We start from the raw sequence: 16,822 nt of genomic DNA on the forward strand, positions 1-16,822 counted from the left end.
AAACACGTCAACATGCAACTGCGCAATTCATCTTCTCGCTACGGCGTGGTCAGCATCGTCCTGCACTGGGGCGTGGCTCTGGCAGTCTTCGGCCTGTTCGGCCTGGGCCTGTGGATGGTCGGCCTCGACTACTACAGCCCTTGGCGCAAGGCCGGCCCGGACCTGCACAAGAGCATCGGCCTGGTGCTGCTGGCGGTGATGCTGCTGCGGGTGGTCTGGCGCTTCATCAGCCCGCCACCACCGGCACCGGCCAACCACGGCGCACTTACCCGCCTGGCAGCCAAGTTGGGCCACCTGGCCCTGTACCTGGGGCTGTTCGCGGTAATGATTGCCGGTTACCTGATTTCTACCGCCGACGGTGTCGGCATTCCGGTGTTCGGCCTGTTCGAAGTGCCGGCACTGGTCAGCGACCTGCCCGACCAGGCAGACCTGGCTGGCGTGATTCATCTCTGGCTGGCCTGGGGCTTGGTGATTTTTGCCGTGCTGCATGGCTTGGCAGCGCTCAAGCACCATTTCATCGACCGTGACGCGACCCTGACCCGCATGCTGGGCCGCAAAGCTTGACTCTCAACCTCAATTGCATAGGAAGGAAGTAAGGATGTTGAAAAAGACTTTTGCCGCTCTGGCGCTCGGTACCGCTCTGCTCTCCGCCGGCCAGGCCATGGCTGCCGAGTACAAGATCGACAAGGAAGGCCAGCACGCGTTCGTTGACTGGAAGATCAGCCACCTGGGCTACAGCTTCATTCACGGTACCTTCAAGGATTTCGACGGCAACTTCACCTGGGACAGCGCCAAGCCTGAAGCCAGCAAGATCAACGTCGACCTGAAAACCGCCAGCCTGTGGTCGAACCACGCCGAGCGTGACAAGCACATTGCCAGCGCCGACTTCCTCGATGTGAAGAAGTACCCGGAAGCCAAGTTCGTCTCCACCAGCGTCAAGTCGACTGGCGACAAGACTGCTGACGTGACTGGCGACCTGACCATGCACGGTGTGACCAAGCCGGTCACCTTCAAGGCCACCTTCAACGGTGAAGGCAAGGACCCATGGGGCGGCGAGCGCGCTGGTTTCAACGCCACCACCACGCTGAACCTGAACGACTTCGGCATCAAGGGCCCGGGCGCTACCTCGCAGACCCTGGACTTGGATATCAGTGTTGAAGGTGTGAAGCAGAAGTAATTCTTACCTGCTGAAAACTGAGGGGGCCGCTTTGCGTCCCTATCGCGACACAAGGCCGCTCCTACAGGGAATTACGTAACCCTGTAGGAGCGGCCTTGTGTCGCGATAGGGCTGCGAAGCAGCCCCCTCGGTGCTTCTGTCAGCCCTTGCGGGTCAGCAGCGCCGGGCGCTCACCGCGCGGGCGGCTCGGCAGGTCATCCAGCTGCTCTGGCGTCGGATAACGGTCGAGCTTGGATTCCTTGCGGATGATCACTGGCTGTTTTTCCGGCTGGCGCGGGTTGCGCACGGCCGGTTCCTGCCGGGCAGCATCGTCACGGGCCGGGCGACCACGGCCACCACCATCACGACGGGCGCCGCCACCATTGTTGGCGCGGGCCGGACGTTTCTCGCCGCCGCTGCGCGGCTGGCCGCTATTGCGACCCTGGCCACCGGCGTTGCTGCGCTGGCCATTACCCTGGCCCTGACCTTGGCCGGCATTGCCACCCGGGCGGCGATTGCGGCCCTGGTTCTTGCCCTGGTACGGGCTGACATAGTCGGCACGGTTGCCGAAGTTGTCGATATCGTCGTCCAGGAACTCTTCCGGATCGCGGTCGACAGGCACTTTCGGCACGTTGCTGTTGCTGGCCTGCTGTTGCTGCTGGCGCGGCTTCTTGTCACGCTGCTTACGTTGCTGCTGTTGCTTGTCGCCGCTCTTTTCCTTGTCGGCCGGCTTGTCAGCGGCCTGTTGCTTGGCCTTGCCTTTATCCTTGCCCTTGTCCTTGCGGCCGCCGTTGGCGTCTTTGCCGCCTTCGCCGCGGGCCTGCTGGTTGCGGCCACCACGGCCGTTGTTCTGCTGGCGTTCGCGTACTTCAGGCTTTTCGGCCTCTACCTGGCTGGCGTCGAAGCCCATCAGGTCGCCGTCCGGGATCTTCTGCCTGGTCACCCGCTCGATGCTCTTGAGCAGCTTCTCTTCATCCGGCGCGACCATGGAAATGGCCTCGCCCGAACGCCCGGCACGGCCGGTACGGCCGATACGGTGGACGTAGTCTTCCTCGACGTTCGGCAGCTCGAAGTTGACCACGTGTGGCAACTGGTCGATGTCCAGGCCACGGGCGGCGATGTCGGTGGCGACCAGCACGCGCACGCTGTTGGCCTTGAAGTCGGCCAGAGCCTTGGTGCGGGCGTTCTGGCTCTTGTTGCCGTGGATCGCGGCGGCGGTCAGGCCGTGCTTTTCCAGGTACTCGGCCAGGCGGTTGGCGCCGTGCTTGGTGCGGGTGAACACCAGTACCTGTTCCCAGGCACCCTGGGTGATCAGGTGCGCCAGCAGTGCGCGCTTGTGGCTGGCGGGCAGGCGGTAGACGCGCTGCTCGATACGCTCGACGGTAGTGTTCGGCGGGGTGACCTCGATACGCTCCGGGTTGTGCAGGAGCTTGTCGGCGAGGTCGGTGATGTCCTTGGAGAAGGTGGCCGAGAACAACAGGTTCTGGCGCTTGGCCGGCAGACGGGCGAGGACTTTCTTGACGTCATGGATGAAGCCCATGTCGAGCATGCGGTCGGCTTCGTCGAGCACCAGGATTTCCACGTGGGCCAGGTCAACCTTGCCTTGGCCGGCCAGGTCGAGCAGGCGGCCCGGGCAGGCGACCAGCACGTCCACACCCTTGGCAATGGCCTGGATCTGCGGGTTCATGCCGACGCCGCCGAAAATGCAGGCGCTGACCAGTGGCAGGTCACGGGCATAGACCTTGAAGCTGTCATGCACCTGGGCTGCCAGTTCGCGGGTCGGGGTCAGGACCAGCACGCGAGGTTGGCGCGGGCCATGGCGCTGCGACTTGTCGGGGTGGCCGGCCGGGAACAGGCGCTCGAGGATCGGCAGGGCGAAACCGCCGGTTTTACCAGTACCTGTCTGTGCGGCGACCATCAGGTCGCGGCCTTGCAACACGGCGGGAATCGCCCGCTGTTGCACGGGGGTCGGCTGGGTATAGCCCGCAGCCTCGATAGCGCGGACAAGAGCCTCGGAGAGACCGAGGGAAGCAAAGGACATGGGCAATCCTGTTCTCGTGTGGGCTGGGCCCGTTTGGGATGTTCTGCCTGGCGCGACGGGCATCGGTGGGATGCGATCGCGTCCGGTCCAGCTGGGCTTTCACTGCACATCCGGTTAGCGGAGGGTGGACGCGAAGGCGCGTCGATGCCGATCGGGATGCCTGTTGCGAGGCCGAGCGTCCGGGCGTGAGCCGGGCGGGAAGGCCCGAGTATAACAGAGCTATCGCGCTGTGCTGCTTTCCTGCTGCTCAACGGCGTTGAGAATGTTTCCGATGTCGCCTGTGTAGCGGCTGCTGATCGCTGCATAGGCCGGTTCCTGCTTGAAGCGCCGCAGCTCCACGGCGAAGGCCTGGGCCAGTGCCTCCCGCCCCGGCTTGCGCGCCAGCCCCAGGTACTGCGCCTGGCGGCTGATCACCAGCGGCAGCTCCTCGACCTGCTGTTGCAGGCCCAGATGCCGCAGCAGGTAATGGCCGACCCTGCGGTCGGTGATTGCCAGGTCGATGCGGCCCAGCATCAGTTTGCCGAAGTTGGCTTCATGGGTAGGCGCGGCTTCGCGCCTGAAATGTACGGCCTCGTTGAACGCGGCACCATAGGCGTAGCCGGGTGAGGTGCCGACGGTGAGGCCGGCAAGGTCATCCAGCGCCTTGACGGCATGGGGACGTGCGCGGGCCTGGAACAGGACGAACTCGACCTCCGACATGGGCTCGGGGGCGTACACCAGGTAGGGCTGGCGCGACTCGGTCTGGAAGATGTCCATGATGCCGTCGGCCAAGCCCTGCTCGATCATTGCCAGGCAGCGCTTCCATGGCAGGAACTCCCACTCCACCTCGACGCCAAGGCGTTCGAACACCTGGGTGGTGACTTCGTAGTCGATGCCGCGCGGCTGGCCGTCGTGCTGGTACGCATAGGGTGCCCAGTCGTCGGTCACCAGGCGCAGGCGCTCGCCCAGGGCCAGCGGGCTCAGGCAGGCGAGCAACAGGATCCAGAACAGACGGGCGACGTGTGGCATGGCCGGAGATTACGCGCTCGGCCTGTTCAAGGCCAGTGAGGATGATGTTCTCCTGTGCTGGCCTCTTCGCGGGTAAACCCGCTCCCACAAGTACAGCACAAGCCTGCAAGCCAGCAGAGATCCTGTGGGAGCGGGTTTACCCGCGAAGAGGCCGACACAGGTTCACTCAAGTGTGGGATGACCTCAGCAGATGCGCCTCGATATCCTTGCGCCGCTCGCCCAGTGACAGGCGCAACCCCGGGTGACGCAGGCACTGGCGCAGTTGCTCGGGCTCCACCTGGCCATGGCGGGCGTTGAGGTTTTCCAGGGCCTTGTCCCACCAGGCCGGCGCGCAGGCGCGGTCGAACTCATTGGGGTAGGGGTAGCAGCCATACAGCAGCTCGCGGGCGAACTGGCGCTCATGGCTGGGCAGGGTCATGCTCAGCGCCTTGTAGCCCAAGCGTTGCAGGGCCGGCGGCCGTGGCAGCTGGTCATTGACCAGGGACACGTCGGCCAGCGCCGCGTGGCTCAGCGGGTCATGGCCGTGCTTGCGCAGCCAGGCCTGGATCTTGGCGCGGAACTGCGCCTTTCGGCTCCAGTAGTGGTGGATGACATCTGTGCATTCGGCCAGCTCCAGCGTGCGGTAGGCTGCCACCGCCAGGCAGAACTCCTCGAGGGTATAAGCCTCGCGAGCCAGGGGGTGGAACTCGTCCATCATGGCGATGGAGCGGTCCAGGGTGCCGGCGTCTTCGGCGCTGAGGCCGATCACCCCCGAGTTGACCAGTGGCATCTGGCAATCGGCCAGGCCCCTGGACTCGAGGATGGCCAGCAGGTTCTTGTACAGCAGGCACTTCTGGTTGCTGCCGTAGCGCGCACCGATGGCATTGCACAGCAGGCGGCCTGGGGCCACTCGGGCGAACAGCTCCAGCGGCGACTTGCGGAAGAAGGTGTCGGTGTCGATCAGCACTGCCAGCGGGTGTTGCTGCAGCACCTGACGCAACAGCACATGCTTGCTGCGAAAGTGATAACCGTGAGGGGCGTTCCATGCCTGACGCGTGGCTTCGTCCAGCAGGTGTACGGTGACCGGCAGGCCGGCATAGGGCTGCGGGTTGTCGGTGTAGACCTGAATGTCCATGGCTTCGCCTGTGCCCAGATGGGCGAGGGCGCTGATGATGCTGAAGCAGGCTTCCTGATGGTAGGTTGCCGGGCCAAAAGCCAGGTAGACGAGCTGTGGACGCGATGGCTGGAGGGGCTGCATGGCAGGCAAGACCTGTGTAACCGGAAAATGAATAAGGCTTTAGTCTATGACCAAAGCCTTAATCAAATCTTAAACAGATTTTGCAAAAAATTTCAGCGCGGCAGCTTCAGATTGTTCCAGATCGCCAGGCTCGGCTCGGCCTGGTTCAAGGTGTAGAAGTGCAGGCCCGGTGCGCCGCCTTGCAGCAGCTGTTCGCACATGCGGGTGATCACTTCTTCGCCGAATGCCTGGATGCTGGCGGTGTCGTCGGCATAGGCTTCCAGCTGCTTGCGGATCCAGCGCGGGATCTCGGCGCCACAGGCGTCGGAGAAGCGCGCCAGCTTGCTGTAGTTGGTGATCGGCATGATGCCGGGTACCACCGGGATGTCCACGCCCAGCTTCTGCGCGCGCTCGACGAAGTAGAAGTAGCTGTCGGCGTTGAAGAAGTACTGGGTGATGGCGCTGTCGGCACCGGCCTTGACCTTGTGCACGAAGTTGGCCAGGTCAGCCTCGAAGTTGCGGGCCTGGGGGTGCATCTCCGGGTAGGCGGCCACTTCCAGGTGGAAGTGATCGGCGGTTTCCTGGCGAATGAATTCGACCAGGTCGCTGGCGTAGCGCAGTTCGCCACTGGCCATGCCCATGCCCGATGGCAGGTCGCCACGCAGGGCGACGATGCGCTTGATGCCTGCAGCCTTGTATTCGGCCAGCAGGGCACGCAGTTCGGCCTTGGTGTCGCCTACGCACGACAGGTGCGGTGCGGCAGGTACCTTCACTTCGCTTTCCAGCTGCAGCACGGTGTTCAGCGTGCGGTCGCGGGTCGAGCCACCGGCACCGTAGGTGCAGGAGAAGAAGTCCGGGTTGTAGGCGGCCAGCTGGCGGGCGACGCCCATCAGCTTTTCGTGACCGGCATCGGTCTTGGTCGGGAAGAACTCGAAACTGTAACGGCGTTCCTGGGACATCAGGCGTTCCTCTGGCAGCAAGCTTCAAGCGGCAGGCTGCAAGTAAAAGCCAGATCGGTTATGGCCGGCCTGGCTTGGGCATCGTTCAAGATCCTTTATGCTTGAGCTGCAAGCGGCAACGGCATGGTCTGCCTTTGATTGCCGCTTGAAGCTTCAAGCTGCCGCTTAGTAGCGGTAGGCGTGCGGCTTGAACGGGCCTTCGACGGTGACACCGATGTAGTCGGCCTGCTGCTTGGTCAGCTGGGTCACCACGCCGCCGAAGCCGCGGACCATTTCCAGGGCCACTTCTTCGTCGAGCTTCTTCGGCAGTACTTCAACGGTCAGGCGCTCGGCTTTCTTCTCGGCCGACAGGTCGGCGAACTTCTGCTCGAACAGGAAGATCTGCGCCAGTACCTGGTTGGCGAACGAACCGTCCATGATGCGGCTTGGGTGGCCAGTGGCGTTACCCAGGTTTACCAGGCGGCCTTCGGCCAGCAGGATCAGGTAGTCGTCGTTCTGCGGGTCGAAGCTGCCAGCGCCGGTGCGGTGGATCTTGTGCACCTGCGGCTTGACCTCTTCCCAGGCCCAGTTCTTGCGCATGAAGGCGGTGTCGATCTCGTTGTCGAAGTGGCCGATGTTGCACACCACGGCACGCTTCTTCAGCGCCTTGAGCATGTTGGCGTCGCAGACGTTGACGTTACCGGTGGTGGTCACGATCAGGTCGATCTTGCCCAGCAGGGCTTTGTCGATGCTGGCTTCGGTGCCGTTGTTGATACCGTCGATGAACGGCGAAACCACTTCGAAACCGTCCATGCAGGCCTGCATGGCGCAGATCGGGTCGACTTCGGTGACCTTGACGATCATGCCTTCCTGACGCAGGGACTGGGCCGAGCCCTTGCCCACGTCACCGTAGCCGATCACCAGGGCCTGCTTGCCCGACAGCAGGTGGTCGGTACCACGCTTGATGGCGTCGTTCAGGCTGTGACGGCAGCCGTACTTGTTGTCGTTCTTGCTCTTGGTAACCGAGTCGTTGACGTTGATCGCCGGGACTTTCAGCTCGCCCTTGGCCAGCATGTCCAGCAGGCGGTGCACGCCGGTGGTGGTCTCTTCGGTCACGCCGTGAACGCGCTCCAGCACTTGCGGGTACTTCTTGTGCAGCAGCTCGGTCAGGTCGCCACCGTCGTCGAGGACCATGTTGGCGTCCCATGGCTGGCCATCCTTGAGGATGGTCTGCTCCAGGCACCACTCGTACTCTTGCTCGGTTTCACCTTTCCAGGCGAACACCGGGATACCGGCGGCGGCGATGGACGCGGCGGCCTGGTCCTGGGTGGAGAAGATGTTGCAGGACGACCAGCGCACTTCGGCACCCAGGGCAACCAGGGTTTCGATCAGCACGGCGGTCTGGATGGTCATGTGGATGCAGCCCAGGATCTTCGCACCCTTGAGCGGTTGCTCGGCCAGGTACTTGCGACGCAGGCCCATCAGTGCAGGCATTTCCGATTCGGCGATGATGGTTTCGCGACGACCCCAGGCGGCCAGGGAGATGTCGGCGACTTTGTAATCGGTAAAACCAGCAGGCATGTTTGCAGCGCTCATGAGAGCCTCCATTCGTAGTGTGCGAATGGGCGCCGTTGTGCGTTAAGCGCCCGCGAGAGCGAGCAACGCCCCATCCGAGCCTGACAGGCCTAGCCTGCTGCAGCGCCCCTCGGACGGGTGGCGGGCATGGCGCCGCTGTGGGCGGCCATGTGAAGCGGCGGAGATTATAGCCGCGCCCGTCGGCTTGCCCAAGGTTTTCTGTCGATTAATCGCGACGATAGTCGATGTTCAATGGAGCGACAGCGGCCGCTCTGCCATCATTGCTACACGTTAGCCAAGCAGGTCAGGAGTACAGATGAACTTTCATACCCGCAAGTGGGTTAAACCCGAAGACCTCAACCCAAACGGCACTTTGTTCGGTGGCAGCCTGTTGCGCTGGATCGACGAAGAGGCGGCGATCTACGCCATCGTCCAGCTGGGCAACCAGCGCGTGGTGACCAAGTACATATCGGAAATCAACTTCGTCAGTGCCTCGCGCCAGGGCGACATCATCGAGCTGGGCATCACCGCCACCGAGTTCGGCCGCACCTCGATCACCCTCAAGTGCGAAGTGCGCAACAAGATCACCCGCAAGGCCATCCTCACGGTCGACAAGATGGTCTTCGTCAACCTTGGCGAGGATGGGTTGCCGGCGGCGCATGGGCGGACCGAGATCAAGTACATCCAGGACCAGTTCCCGGATTCTGCAGTGGAATGAACATTCTGGGGCTGCTTTGCAGCCCATCGCGACACAAGGCCGCTCCTACAGGGGAATGCAATCTCCTGTAGGAGCGGCCTTGTGTCGCGATGGGTCGCAAAGCGGCCCCTGCATTCTCAAGGCTGGACGCTGACCTTGCGCACCACCCGCCCGATGCTCAACCCCTGCACCAGGATCGACGACAGCACCACGATGTAGGTGATCGACAGCAGCAGGTCACGTTCCTCGCCCAGTGGCAGCGACAGTGCCAGGGCAACCGACACCCCACCGCGCAGGCCACCCCAGGTCAGCACCCGTACCGTGCCCTTGGGCACCGGGCGCCAGCGCCGCAGCAGCACGATCGCCGGGGCCACGGTCAGCAGCCGCGACAGCAGCACCGCCAGCGCCAGCACGCTGCCGGCCGCCAGGTGCATCCAGTTGAATGGCAGCAGCAACAGTTCCAGGCCGATCAACGCGAACAGCAGCGCGTTGAGCATGTCGTCGATCAGTTCCCAGAAGCCGTCCATGTAGCGACGGGTCATGTCGTTCATTGCCAGGTTGCGCCCCAGGTTGCCGATGATCAGCCCGGCCACCACCATGGCGATCGGCGCCGAAACGTGCAGCTCGTAGCACATCGCCGAGCCGCCAATGACCAGCGCCAGGGTCAGCATCACTTCCACCTGATATTGCTCGACGCTCTTGATCATGCGGTAGGTGGCGTAGCCGATCAGGCCGCCGAACACCACGCCGCCGATGGCCTCGCGGGCGAACAGGATCGCGGTGTCGGTCATGCTCGGCGTCTCGCCCAGCTGGATGATGCCCAGCAACACGGTGAACACCACCACCGCAGTGCCGTCGTTGAACAGCGACTCGCCGACGATAGTGGTTTTCAGCGGTTTGGAGGCATTGGCTGTACGTAGCGCGCCCAGCACGGCAATCGGGTCGGTGGGCGAGATCAGCGCACCGAACAGCAGACAGTAGATCAGCGGCACCTGCCAGCCGAACAGGGCGAACACCCAGTGCGACAGGTAGCCGATGACCACGGTGGCAATCAGTACGCCGACGGTGGCCAGCAGGCCGATGGGCCAGCGGTAGCTGCGCAGGTCGGAGAGGTTGACGTGCAAGGCGCCGGCGAACAGCAGGAACGCCAGCATCCAGTGCATCAGCAGGTCGTTGAAGTCGATCTGGTTCATCAGCCCTTCGACGCGCGCTTCCAGGCCAGGGAAGCCGATCAGGCTCAAGCCCTGCAGCATCAGGGAAAACAGCAGCGCCGTGACCATCACGCCGATGGCAGGGGGCAGGCCGATGAAACGGTAATTTACATAGGTGAGGAGGGTGGTAAGGCAGATAAACGCGGCAACTAGTTCAAGCATCCCGAATCCTGTAACAATGGCTTCCAAGTCGTAACCCGAATGGCTCGGGCAGTTCTTTGATGACCTGGCGCGGGGTTCGGGACACACTATTTGACTGTGTAGGTAGACCGCGTTTCTGTTGTGAGGTTTCCACCGGTTTTTTTCATGCTTCGGTTCTTGCTGTCGAGCACTCGTGGCTTTCTGGCTCGACTGGTTGGTGCTGCAAGCCGGAGCCCGGTAGGGCGACCTCGGCGATTCGTGTCGAGAAATACCTGTCGAAAGGCTCCCAGTCGGGATATTCCTCGGGCGAGACAGCCATTGCCATCAAGCGACCTACAAGGCCGCAGATCCAGTCTGCGCATTGCAGGGTCTGGAAGAGGTGGCTTTCGCCCTGCAGCGGCGGCTCTATCAGGCTCCGACATTTTTCTGCGGGGTCCTCGAACATTGCCAGGGTGCAGGCTTCTACATTTTGCTCGCGCCACTCGTTGCCAGCACGCTGTTCATCCAGCAGGAGCATGAAGGTTGAGCGGGACTGCGTGCAGTAACGATCGATCGTTCTCACCGCATGCAGCAGTTGGCGTCTGAATGTCTTGGTCGCGTCGTGCTGCCTGGCCGGGCCGGTCTTGTGTTCACCCGCATAAATGACATACCCACCAATCTTTCCTATGTGGTTGAGCAGGCGAAACGTTGCCTGTCTCAATGATCGATATTGTGTGACGTTACGTGTCGTGAATAACTTTGAGCCCTTCTTTTCCCATTGATAGGGAGGGAGGCTTCTGGGGTTTTCATGGTTTATGTCCCAGGCAAGTAACTGGCATTTCAGCTGATAGAAGAAGATGGCGAACTCCCGTACTTCTTCTGCAGGTAGTAGCACCCCACCCAGCCCGAACACTGGACTGGTCTTGAATTGGGTATGAGTGCGCGAGATGTATTGCCCGACATGGCCGAATTCGTCGAGGTAGGCCACATAATGCGTCATGATTTCTGGGTGTCCTTGGCCCAGAAACACGAAAGCCCGCATGCTTGCGCATCGCGGGCCTCGGAAGGTAGGCACGGGTAACCCCATGCGTTACGGCGATCCTAATCCTGCAAAGCCTGAAGCGTCAATCGCGTTTCGTAAGCGAGTGTGTTTCCGTTTGGGTAGCCGCCTTGAGGTATCACGCGTTTCCATGCGGCACAGCGAGCGATGAGTGTATTGCGTTTTGGGGCAAGCCCCGGCTTGCAAGGCGTAACGAAACTTCCACAGAGTTTGTAGTCTTTTTCCTTAGTCGTACCTTTTACCCAAGGTATAGTGCTGCAAACGAATCTGACTCGAAGGCAAGGACGATTTCGCGTGCTGGCAACTTCCCTGGTGTTGGTCGCTGCCCTGCTGCATGCGACCTGGAATACCCTGATCAAATTCAGCGGCGAGCGCCTGCTGGTGATCGCCAGCATGGATACGGTGGCGTTGGCCTTCGCGGTGCTGGCGGTGCCCTTCGTCGAGGTACCGCCGGCGAACATCTGGCCCTGGCTGCTGGCGTCGGCGCTGGCCGAGCAGCTGTACCGCTTCCTGTTGATCCAGGCCTACCGCGTGGGCGACCTGGGGCTGGTCTATCCTCTGATGCGCGGGCTGTCGCCGCTGGTGGTGCTGGGGCTGACCCTGGCCTTTGCCGGCGAATCGCTGAGCCAGCAGCAGATCATCGGCATCCTGCTGATCCCCTGTGGCATGGCCTGCCTGTTGTGGCAGGGCGGTGGCGGTGACCGGCTGCCCTGGTCGATGCTGCCGGTGGTTGCCCTGATCGGCCTGTGCATTGGTTGCTACACCTGGTTCGACGGCCAGGCCGTGCGCTTGTGGGGCAAGCCCTGGGATTACCTGGTGTGGCTGACCTTGCTCAGTGCCTGGCCCTTCCCGTTGCTGGCCAGCGTGGCACGGCGTGCGCCGTTCGTGTTGTTCTGGCGCCTGCAGTGGCGCCTGGGGCTGGCAGTGGGGCTGTGTGTATTGCTCAGTTACGCGCTGGTGCTATGGGCCATGCACCTGGGGTCAGTGGCCGAAGCGGCGGCGTTGCGGGAGTTGAGCGTGATCCTGGTGGTGCTGCTGGGCATGCGCTACCTGAAAGAACCTTTTGGCGGACCGAGACTCCTAGCTTGCGGGCTGGTGTTGGCCGGCATGCTGGTAATGAAGCTTTGACCCGAAGACTGAACAAGGAGTCCTGTCCATGACTGTTGCCCTGTGGTGCATCCTGATCGCGCTGTTCTTGCCACCACTGTGTGCGTTGATCGCCAAAGTCGGTAGTGGCCGCTTCCGCTTGCGCGACAACCACGACCCGCGCGCCTTCCTGGATACCCTGTCCGGGTTGCCGCGGCGCGCGCATGCTGCCCAGCAGAACAGTTTCGAGGCCTTCCCGGCATTTGCCGCGGCGGTGCTGGTGGCGGATATCGTCGGCAATGCCGAGCAGGTGACCCAGGATGTGCTGGGGGTGATGTACATCACCAGCCGGCTGCTCTACATCATCTGTTACCTGGCCGACTGGGCCATGCTGCGATCGCTGGTGTGGTTTGCCGGGATGGCGATGATCGTGGCCTTCTTCGTGGTTTCCATCTGAGAGCGCGTCGCCTTCTTCGCGAGTGAACCCGCTCCCACAGGGACATCACCGCTCTTGAGAGCTGAGATGATCCTGTGGGAGCGGGTTTACCCGCGAAGAATCCAAGCACCGATCAAGGCACTTTTGGCACCTCAGGCAGCGGCTTGCCCTTGGGCCACAGCATCCAGATCTGCCCCTGCTGCTTCATGTTGCCGGCCAGTTCTCCGGCTTGCGGCCCGGTGCCCCAGAACAGGTCCGCGCGCACCTCGCCGGTAATTGCCCCACCGGTATCCTGAGCCCCCACCGGGCGTACCACCGGCGTACCGTCCGGGCGAGTGGTGGACAGCCACAGCAAGCTGCCCAGCGGAATCACCTTGCGGTCGATGGCCACGCTGTAGCCAGCGGTCAGCGGCACGTTCAGCGAGCCTCGCGGCCCTTCGTTGCTGTCCGGGCGGGTGCTGAAGAACACATAGCTGGGGTTGCTGGCGAGCAGTTCCGGCACCCGCTGCGGGTTGGCCTGGGCCCAGGCATGAATGGCGCCCATGCTCACTTCTTCCTTCTTCAACTGGCCTTGTTCCACCAGCCAGCGCCCGATCGGCCGGTAGGGGTGGCCGTTCTGGTCGGCGTAACCCAGGCGCAGTTGGCGGCCATCTTCCAGTTGTACCCGGCCGGAACCCTGGATCTGCAGGAACTGCAGGTCCATCGGGTCGGTCAGCCAGGCCAGCACCGGTGCCTTGACGCCGTCACGGTTGATCACCTCGGCGGTGTCGTAAGGCTTTAGCACCCGGCCATCGAGGCGACCGCGCAGGCGCTTGCCCTTGAGTTCGGGGTACACGCTGGCCAGGTCGACCACGATCATGTCGTCGGGGATGCCGTAGACCGCCACGTGGTTGGTTGCCGATTGGCTCAGGCTGCCAGGGTAGACCGGTTCGTAGTAACCGGTGATCAGGCCGTTGGCATTGTTTTCGGCCGAACGCAGGCCGTATACCTGCAGGTTCTGTTGCAGGAAGGCGCGCACTTGCAAGGCATTGTCGGGCACGCTGGCGGCTGCTTCGCAGGTGCTGGCCCAGACGGTGTCGCGCTTGAGCTTTTCACAGCCGTTGCGCCAGGCCTGGAAGCCCGCCACCAGGTCGCTGTCGCTGACGGCAGGCAGGTCCTGCCAGGTGGCATTGGCGTAGGTGGCGATGGCATGGGGCTCAGGTTTGGCGCTTTCGCCACCGTTGCAGCCGGCCAGCAGGGCCAGCGCCGGGAGTGTCCAGGCCAGATGGCGCAGGGCAGATTTCATGAGTACGTTCCTGTCATGGGTGAACACGGATATTCGCCCCTGTTTTTTATGTGGCTATTGGTCTTTGGCCGCTGGGCAGCGATACTGGCCGCCCATTTGCGTAGGCCGAAGTGACCGTGATGTTGAAGCGATTGACCGTTGTTCTGCTGGCAGCACTGGCCCTGGGTGGTTGTGACCGGGTTGACCCGAACTCCCCGCTGGGCAAGCGCAAGGTGATCTTCAAGGACATGCTCAAGACCAGCGAAGACCTGGGCGGCATGTTGCGTGGGCGGTTGCCGTTCGACGGGGTGAAGTTTGCCGACGGTGCGCTGAAGCTGGACAACCTTTCGCACCAGCCCTGGCAGCACTTCCCACAGGCGCGTGATGATGGCGACAGTAGCGCGCGAGCCGAGGTATGGGAACGTCAGGCACGCTTTCATGACCTGGCCCGGCAGCTGGAAGGCGTCACTGGCGAACTGGTCGATGTCACCCGCGGCCAGCCTCTGGACGCTGCGCAGCTGAAGGCGCCGATGGACAAGGTCGAAGCGGCTTGCAAGGCCTGTCATACGGAATTCCGCAACCATTGATGGACTGCATTGCCCTGTGTAGGAGCGGCCTTGTGTCGCGATAGGGCTGCGCAGCGGCCCCAGGATTTCAGCTGATGCACAAATCGCCGGGGCCGCTTTGCGGCCCATCGCGACACAAGGCCGCTCCTACAATGATCGCGTTTGCCCGGTCGGGGCCTCAGCGATCCAGATCTTCCACCGCTTCCTGCAGTTCCTTGCGCGACTCTGCCAGCTTGTCCTTGCGCTTGTTGATCTTCTCCGAATCGCCTTTCTTCTCGGCTTTCTTCAAGTCCCTTTCCCGCTGCGCCACTTCGTGACGGGCGTCGAGCACCTTCTGCTCACGTTCCTTGCGCAGGCCGGCATCGGTGCAGTTGTCGACCCCTCGCAGTGCCTCTTCAAGCCCCGCGGCCTGATCGTTGTTGCCGTGGTCACGGGCAATCTTCAACTGGTTCTCGATGGCGCTACGCTTGGCGGCGCAACCGGTCAGGCCGGCATCCGGCTGGGCGGCTTGTACGGCGCCAGCGGCCAGGCCCAGTGTCGCGAGCAGGAAAAGGGTCGAAATACGTTTCATGAAAAGCCTCCTTGACGGGGCGGGGCAGCAAAAGTTGGGGGAAATCCTGCCTTGGTTTTGCCCATTTAGAAACCCTTGTTGCGGTTTTCCGGCTTAATCTCGGGATTTTCCTACGGGTAAATTGGTAAATAATCATTGCTCGATGCTTTGCCTGTCGATCCGGAATCCGTCGATCCCGGCCTTGGCCAGCTGCGTTGCAATGGCTTGAACCTCGGTGGTCGCAAAAAATCCTGCAAGCTGTTGCCCGCGCTTTTCGCCGATACCGGGCATGCCTTGCCATTCAAGGTTTGTGCGAGCAGCAAGCTCCAGCCAGTCGCCTGTCATCTGCATGCCGGTGGGCGTGGGTGCGCCCAGCCCGCGCAGCCACTGGGCAAAGGGCCGTGAGCGGGCTTGCTCGAAACTGCCCAGCAACTGCGCAGCCGTTGCGTCACTGATACCCGCTACCTGGCCCAGGCGCTCGGCATCCAGATGCAGCCAGTCCGTCATGGAGGTCACCAGCCCGGCAGCCACCAGTCGGCGCCAGGTGCCGGGGCCGGTGCGCGGCAGGGCCAGCCCCTGCTTGCCGCTGAGCCAGGTGAGGCGGGCAATGAACTGGTCCTCGCAGCCTTCGCTTGCCTGCCAGCAACTGTGGGCATGATGTTGGCCGGGCGCTGGTGCGGTTACCGGTTGGCGCTCGGCGGCGCGGTGCACCACTTGCTCCAGGCGCGGGATGGTCAGCCCGGCAAGGCTGACGGCCACTTGGTCACCGGGGCGGATGTCGAGCTTGAGCCAGCGAGCCAGCGAGCCCAGGCTCACCTGGGTGATTCGCCGGTCATCCAGGGTAACTGGCAGCACGTGCAACACTGGCGTGACCCTGCCTGTGCGGCCAACGCGGAAGCGTACTTCGCGCACTTCGGCCAGGGCCTGCGTGTACGGGTGCTTCCACGCCGCGATCCAGTAGGGTGCCTTGGCCTGCCAGCGCTCGGCCGGCGGCCGGACGCCTTGGCGCAACACCACGCCATCGGTGGCGAAGGGCAGGGGTGAGCGGTACCAGTACTCACGCCAGTGCGCGGCATCGTCCGCTGATTCTATGGCGACGCTGTAATCCTGGCTGTGCGCAAAGCCCAGTTCCGCCAGCTTCGCGAGGCGTTCGGCCTGCTGCTCGGGGCCTTGTGGCCAGTCCCACACGAACAGGCCGATGCGCTCGCCTTGCTCATGGGCCAGCTGCTTGCGAGCCAGCAGCCCGGCTACCGTCCCTCGGGCGTTGGCGCTGCCTGCCTGGGCTTGCACATGCGCATCCAGGCGCAGGTAAAGTTCGCCCTGCAGTTGCAGGTCGATGGTCTGGGGCAGCTGCCGGTTGATTGCGTCGAGCAGGGGGATGTGGCGGCTCCAGTCGTGCCCCTGCACGCCGTCCCCCCGGCTGATCAACTGCACCAGCCGGCCCTGTCGGTAGATGAGGGATACCGCTACGCCATCGACCTTTGGCTGCACCCAGACGTCGGCCTTGCCGGCCAGCCAGCGTTCTACAGCCAGGCGGTCGGCCAGCTTGTCGACGCCGGTATGTGGCACCGGATGCGGGATTGGCCCGCCAGCGCTGGTCAGCGGGGACGGGGTGGTCGCGATGCCAAAGCATTGCTGCAGGTGTGCCAGGCGCTGGCGGCTCTGGTCGTACAGTTCATCGGCCACCAGTGCGATGCCCTGACGATGATAATGGTCGTCCCAGCGGGCAAGCGTGGCGCGCAGTCGGCTTACTTCAGCCTCGACTTGTTGCGGGTTCCAGGTGGGGCATGTGGCGGCACGGGCCAGGGGAGCATTCAACGTCAACACTAGGGCGAAAAGCAGCATGAGCGGCATGGCCAGCATCCTTGCATGGCGGGTGGGAGCCCTCAGCCTAGGCA

16 protein-coding genes and 1 riboswitch are annotated in these 16,822 nt (G+C 63.0%); of the genes, 6 read left to right on the top strand and 10 right to left on the bottom strand.

From position 1 onward, the window contains the following. Positions 1 to 12 precede the first annotated feature (12 nt). On the top strand, positions 13 to 564 hold the full coding sequence (locus ACGLHT_RS02970; protein WP_025340898.1) for a cytochrome b: 552 nt from the start codon (positions 13 to 15) through the stop codon (positions 562 to 564). A gap of 34 nt (positions 565 to 598) precedes the next feature. Then, positions 599 to 1,177, top strand: coding sequence for a YceI family protein (locus ACGLHT_RS02975; RefSeq protein WP_025340897.1), 579 nt, complete (start codon positions 599 to 601; stop codon positions 1,175 to 1,177). A gap of 139 nt (positions 1,178 to 1,316) precedes the next feature. Here the strand turns inward: ACGLHT_RS02975 and ACGLHT_RS02980 are convergent, their stop codons facing one another. The 5 genes from ACGLHT_RS02980 to ahcY all read right to left on the bottom strand — a co-directional run bounded on the left by ACGLHT_RS02980 (position 1,317) and on the right by ahcY (position 7,955). Next, on the bottom strand, positions 1,317 to 3,197 hold the full coding sequence (locus tag ACGLHT_RS02980) for a DEAD/DEAH box helicase (RefSeq protein WP_170978802.1): 1,881 nt from the start codon (positions 3,195 to 3,197) through the stop codon (positions 1,317 to 1,319). 219 nt (positions 3,198 to 3,416) lie between these two features. Continuing rightward, the gene (locus ACGLHT_RS02985; protein ID WP_137162554.1) at positions 3,417 to 4,205 is read right to left on the bottom strand and encodes an ABC transporter substrate-binding protein; all 789 of its coding nucleotides are present in this window, start codon (positions 4,203 to 4,205) and stop codon (positions 3,417 to 3,419) included. 166 nt (positions 4,206 to 4,371) lie between these two features. After that, complete coding sequence (locus ACGLHT_RS02990; protein WP_137162553.1) at positions 4,372 to 5,442, bottom strand: hypothetical protein; 1,071 nt, start codon at positions 5,440 to 5,442, stop codon at positions 4,372 to 4,374. 92 nt (positions 5,443 to 5,534) lie between these two features. Further along, on the bottom strand, positions 5,535 to 6,380 hold the full coding sequence (gene metF / locus ACGLHT_RS02995; protein ID WP_025340893.1) for a methylenetetrahydrofolate reductase [NAD(P)H]: 846 nt from the start codon (positions 6,378 to 6,380) through the stop codon (positions 5,535 to 5,537). Positions 6,381 to 6,545: 165 nt separating this feature from the next. Then, positions 6,546 to 7,955, bottom strand: a complete 1,410-nt coding sequence (ahcY, locus tag ACGLHT_RS03000; RefSeq protein WP_025340892.1) for an adenosylhomocysteinase — start codon at positions 7,953 to 7,955, stop codon at positions 6,546 to 6,548. Positions 7,956 to 7,975: 20 nt separating this feature from the next. Continuing rightward, positions 7,976 to 8,072: riboswitch (S-adenosyl-L-homocysteine riboswitch) on the bottom strand. Between the two features lie 178 nt (positions 8,073 to 8,250). Between ahcY and ACGLHT_RS03005 the strand changes: the two genes are divergently transcribed. After that, a complete protein-coding gene (locus ACGLHT_RS03005) occupies positions 8,251 to 8,652 on the top strand; it encodes an acyl-CoA thioesterase (protein WP_003257757.1) in 402 nt (133 codons plus the stop codon). Between the two features lie 116 nt (positions 8,653 to 8,768). On the opposite strand, the gene ACGLHT_RS03010 is transcribed toward ACGLHT_RS03005, so the two are convergent. Together ACGLHT_RS03010 and ACGLHT_RS03015 are read right to left on the bottom strand one after the other, a co-directional pair. Further along, positions 8,769 to 10,004 (bottom strand): sodium:proton antiporter, encoded by a 1,236-nt coding sequence (locus ACGLHT_RS03010; RefSeq protein WP_085587823.1) that lies wholly within the window; start codon positions 10,002 to 10,004, stop codon positions 8,769 to 8,771. Between the two features lie 142 nt (positions 10,005 to 10,146). Further along, positions 10,147 to 10,962: a DUF3800 domain-containing protein gene (locus ACGLHT_RS03015; RefSeq protein WP_137162552.1), complete on the bottom strand. Its 816-nt coding sequence runs from the start codon at positions 10,960 to 10,962 to the stop codon at positions 10,147 to 10,149. A gap of 354 nt (positions 10,963 to 11,316) precedes the next feature. Here ACGLHT_RS03015 and ACGLHT_RS03020 point away from each other — a divergent pair, with 354 nt between their 5' ends. Further along, complete coding sequence (locus tag ACGLHT_RS03020; RefSeq protein WP_025340890.1) at positions 11,317 to 12,150, top strand: EamA family transporter; 834 nt, start codon at positions 11,317 to 11,319, stop codon at positions 12,148 to 12,150. 28 nt (positions 12,151 to 12,178) lie between these two features. Further along, positions 12,179 to 12,565, top strand: a complete 387-nt coding sequence (locus tag ACGLHT_RS03025; RefSeq protein WP_025340889.1) for an MAPEG family protein — start codon at positions 12,179 to 12,181, stop codon at positions 12,563 to 12,565. Between the two features lie 112 nt (positions 12,566 to 12,677). Here ACGLHT_RS03025 and ACGLHT_RS03030 read toward each other — a convergent pair whose 3' ends face one another. Further along, a complete protein-coding gene (locus tag ACGLHT_RS03030; protein ID WP_025340888.1) occupies positions 12,678 to 13,829 on the bottom strand; it encodes a murein transglycosylase A in 1,152 nt (383 codons plus the stop codon). Positions 13,830 to 13,948: 119 nt separating this feature from the next. Here ACGLHT_RS03030 and ACGLHT_RS03035 point away from each other — a divergent pair, with 119 nt between their 5' ends. Next, complete coding sequence (locus ACGLHT_RS03035) at positions 13,949 to 14,395, top strand: cytochrome c (protein ID WP_274119847.1); 447 nt, start codon at positions 13,949 to 13,951, stop codon at positions 14,393 to 14,395. A gap of 157 nt (positions 14,396 to 14,552) precedes the next feature. Here the strand turns inward: ACGLHT_RS03035 and ACGLHT_RS03040 are convergent, their stop codons facing one another. Further along, complete coding sequence (locus tag ACGLHT_RS03040) at positions 14,553 to 14,945, bottom strand: DUF1090 domain-containing protein (protein WP_025340886.1); 393 nt, start codon at positions 14,943 to 14,945, stop codon at positions 14,553 to 14,555. Positions 14,946 to 15,077: 132 nt separating this feature from the next. Then, a complete protein-coding gene (gene ligB / locus ACGLHT_RS03045) occupies positions 15,078 to 16,778 on the bottom strand; it encodes an NAD-dependent DNA ligase LigB (RefSeq protein WP_274119848.1) in 1,701 nt (566 codons plus the stop codon). Positions 16,779 to 16,822 lie beyond the last annotated feature (44 nt).

Source organism: Pseudomonas sp. PsB (assembly GCF_043658375.1).
Taxonomy (GTDB): Bacteria; Pseudomonadota; Gammaproteobacteria; order Pseudomonadales; family Pseudomonadaceae; genus Aquipseudomonas; species Aquipseudomonas putida_Z.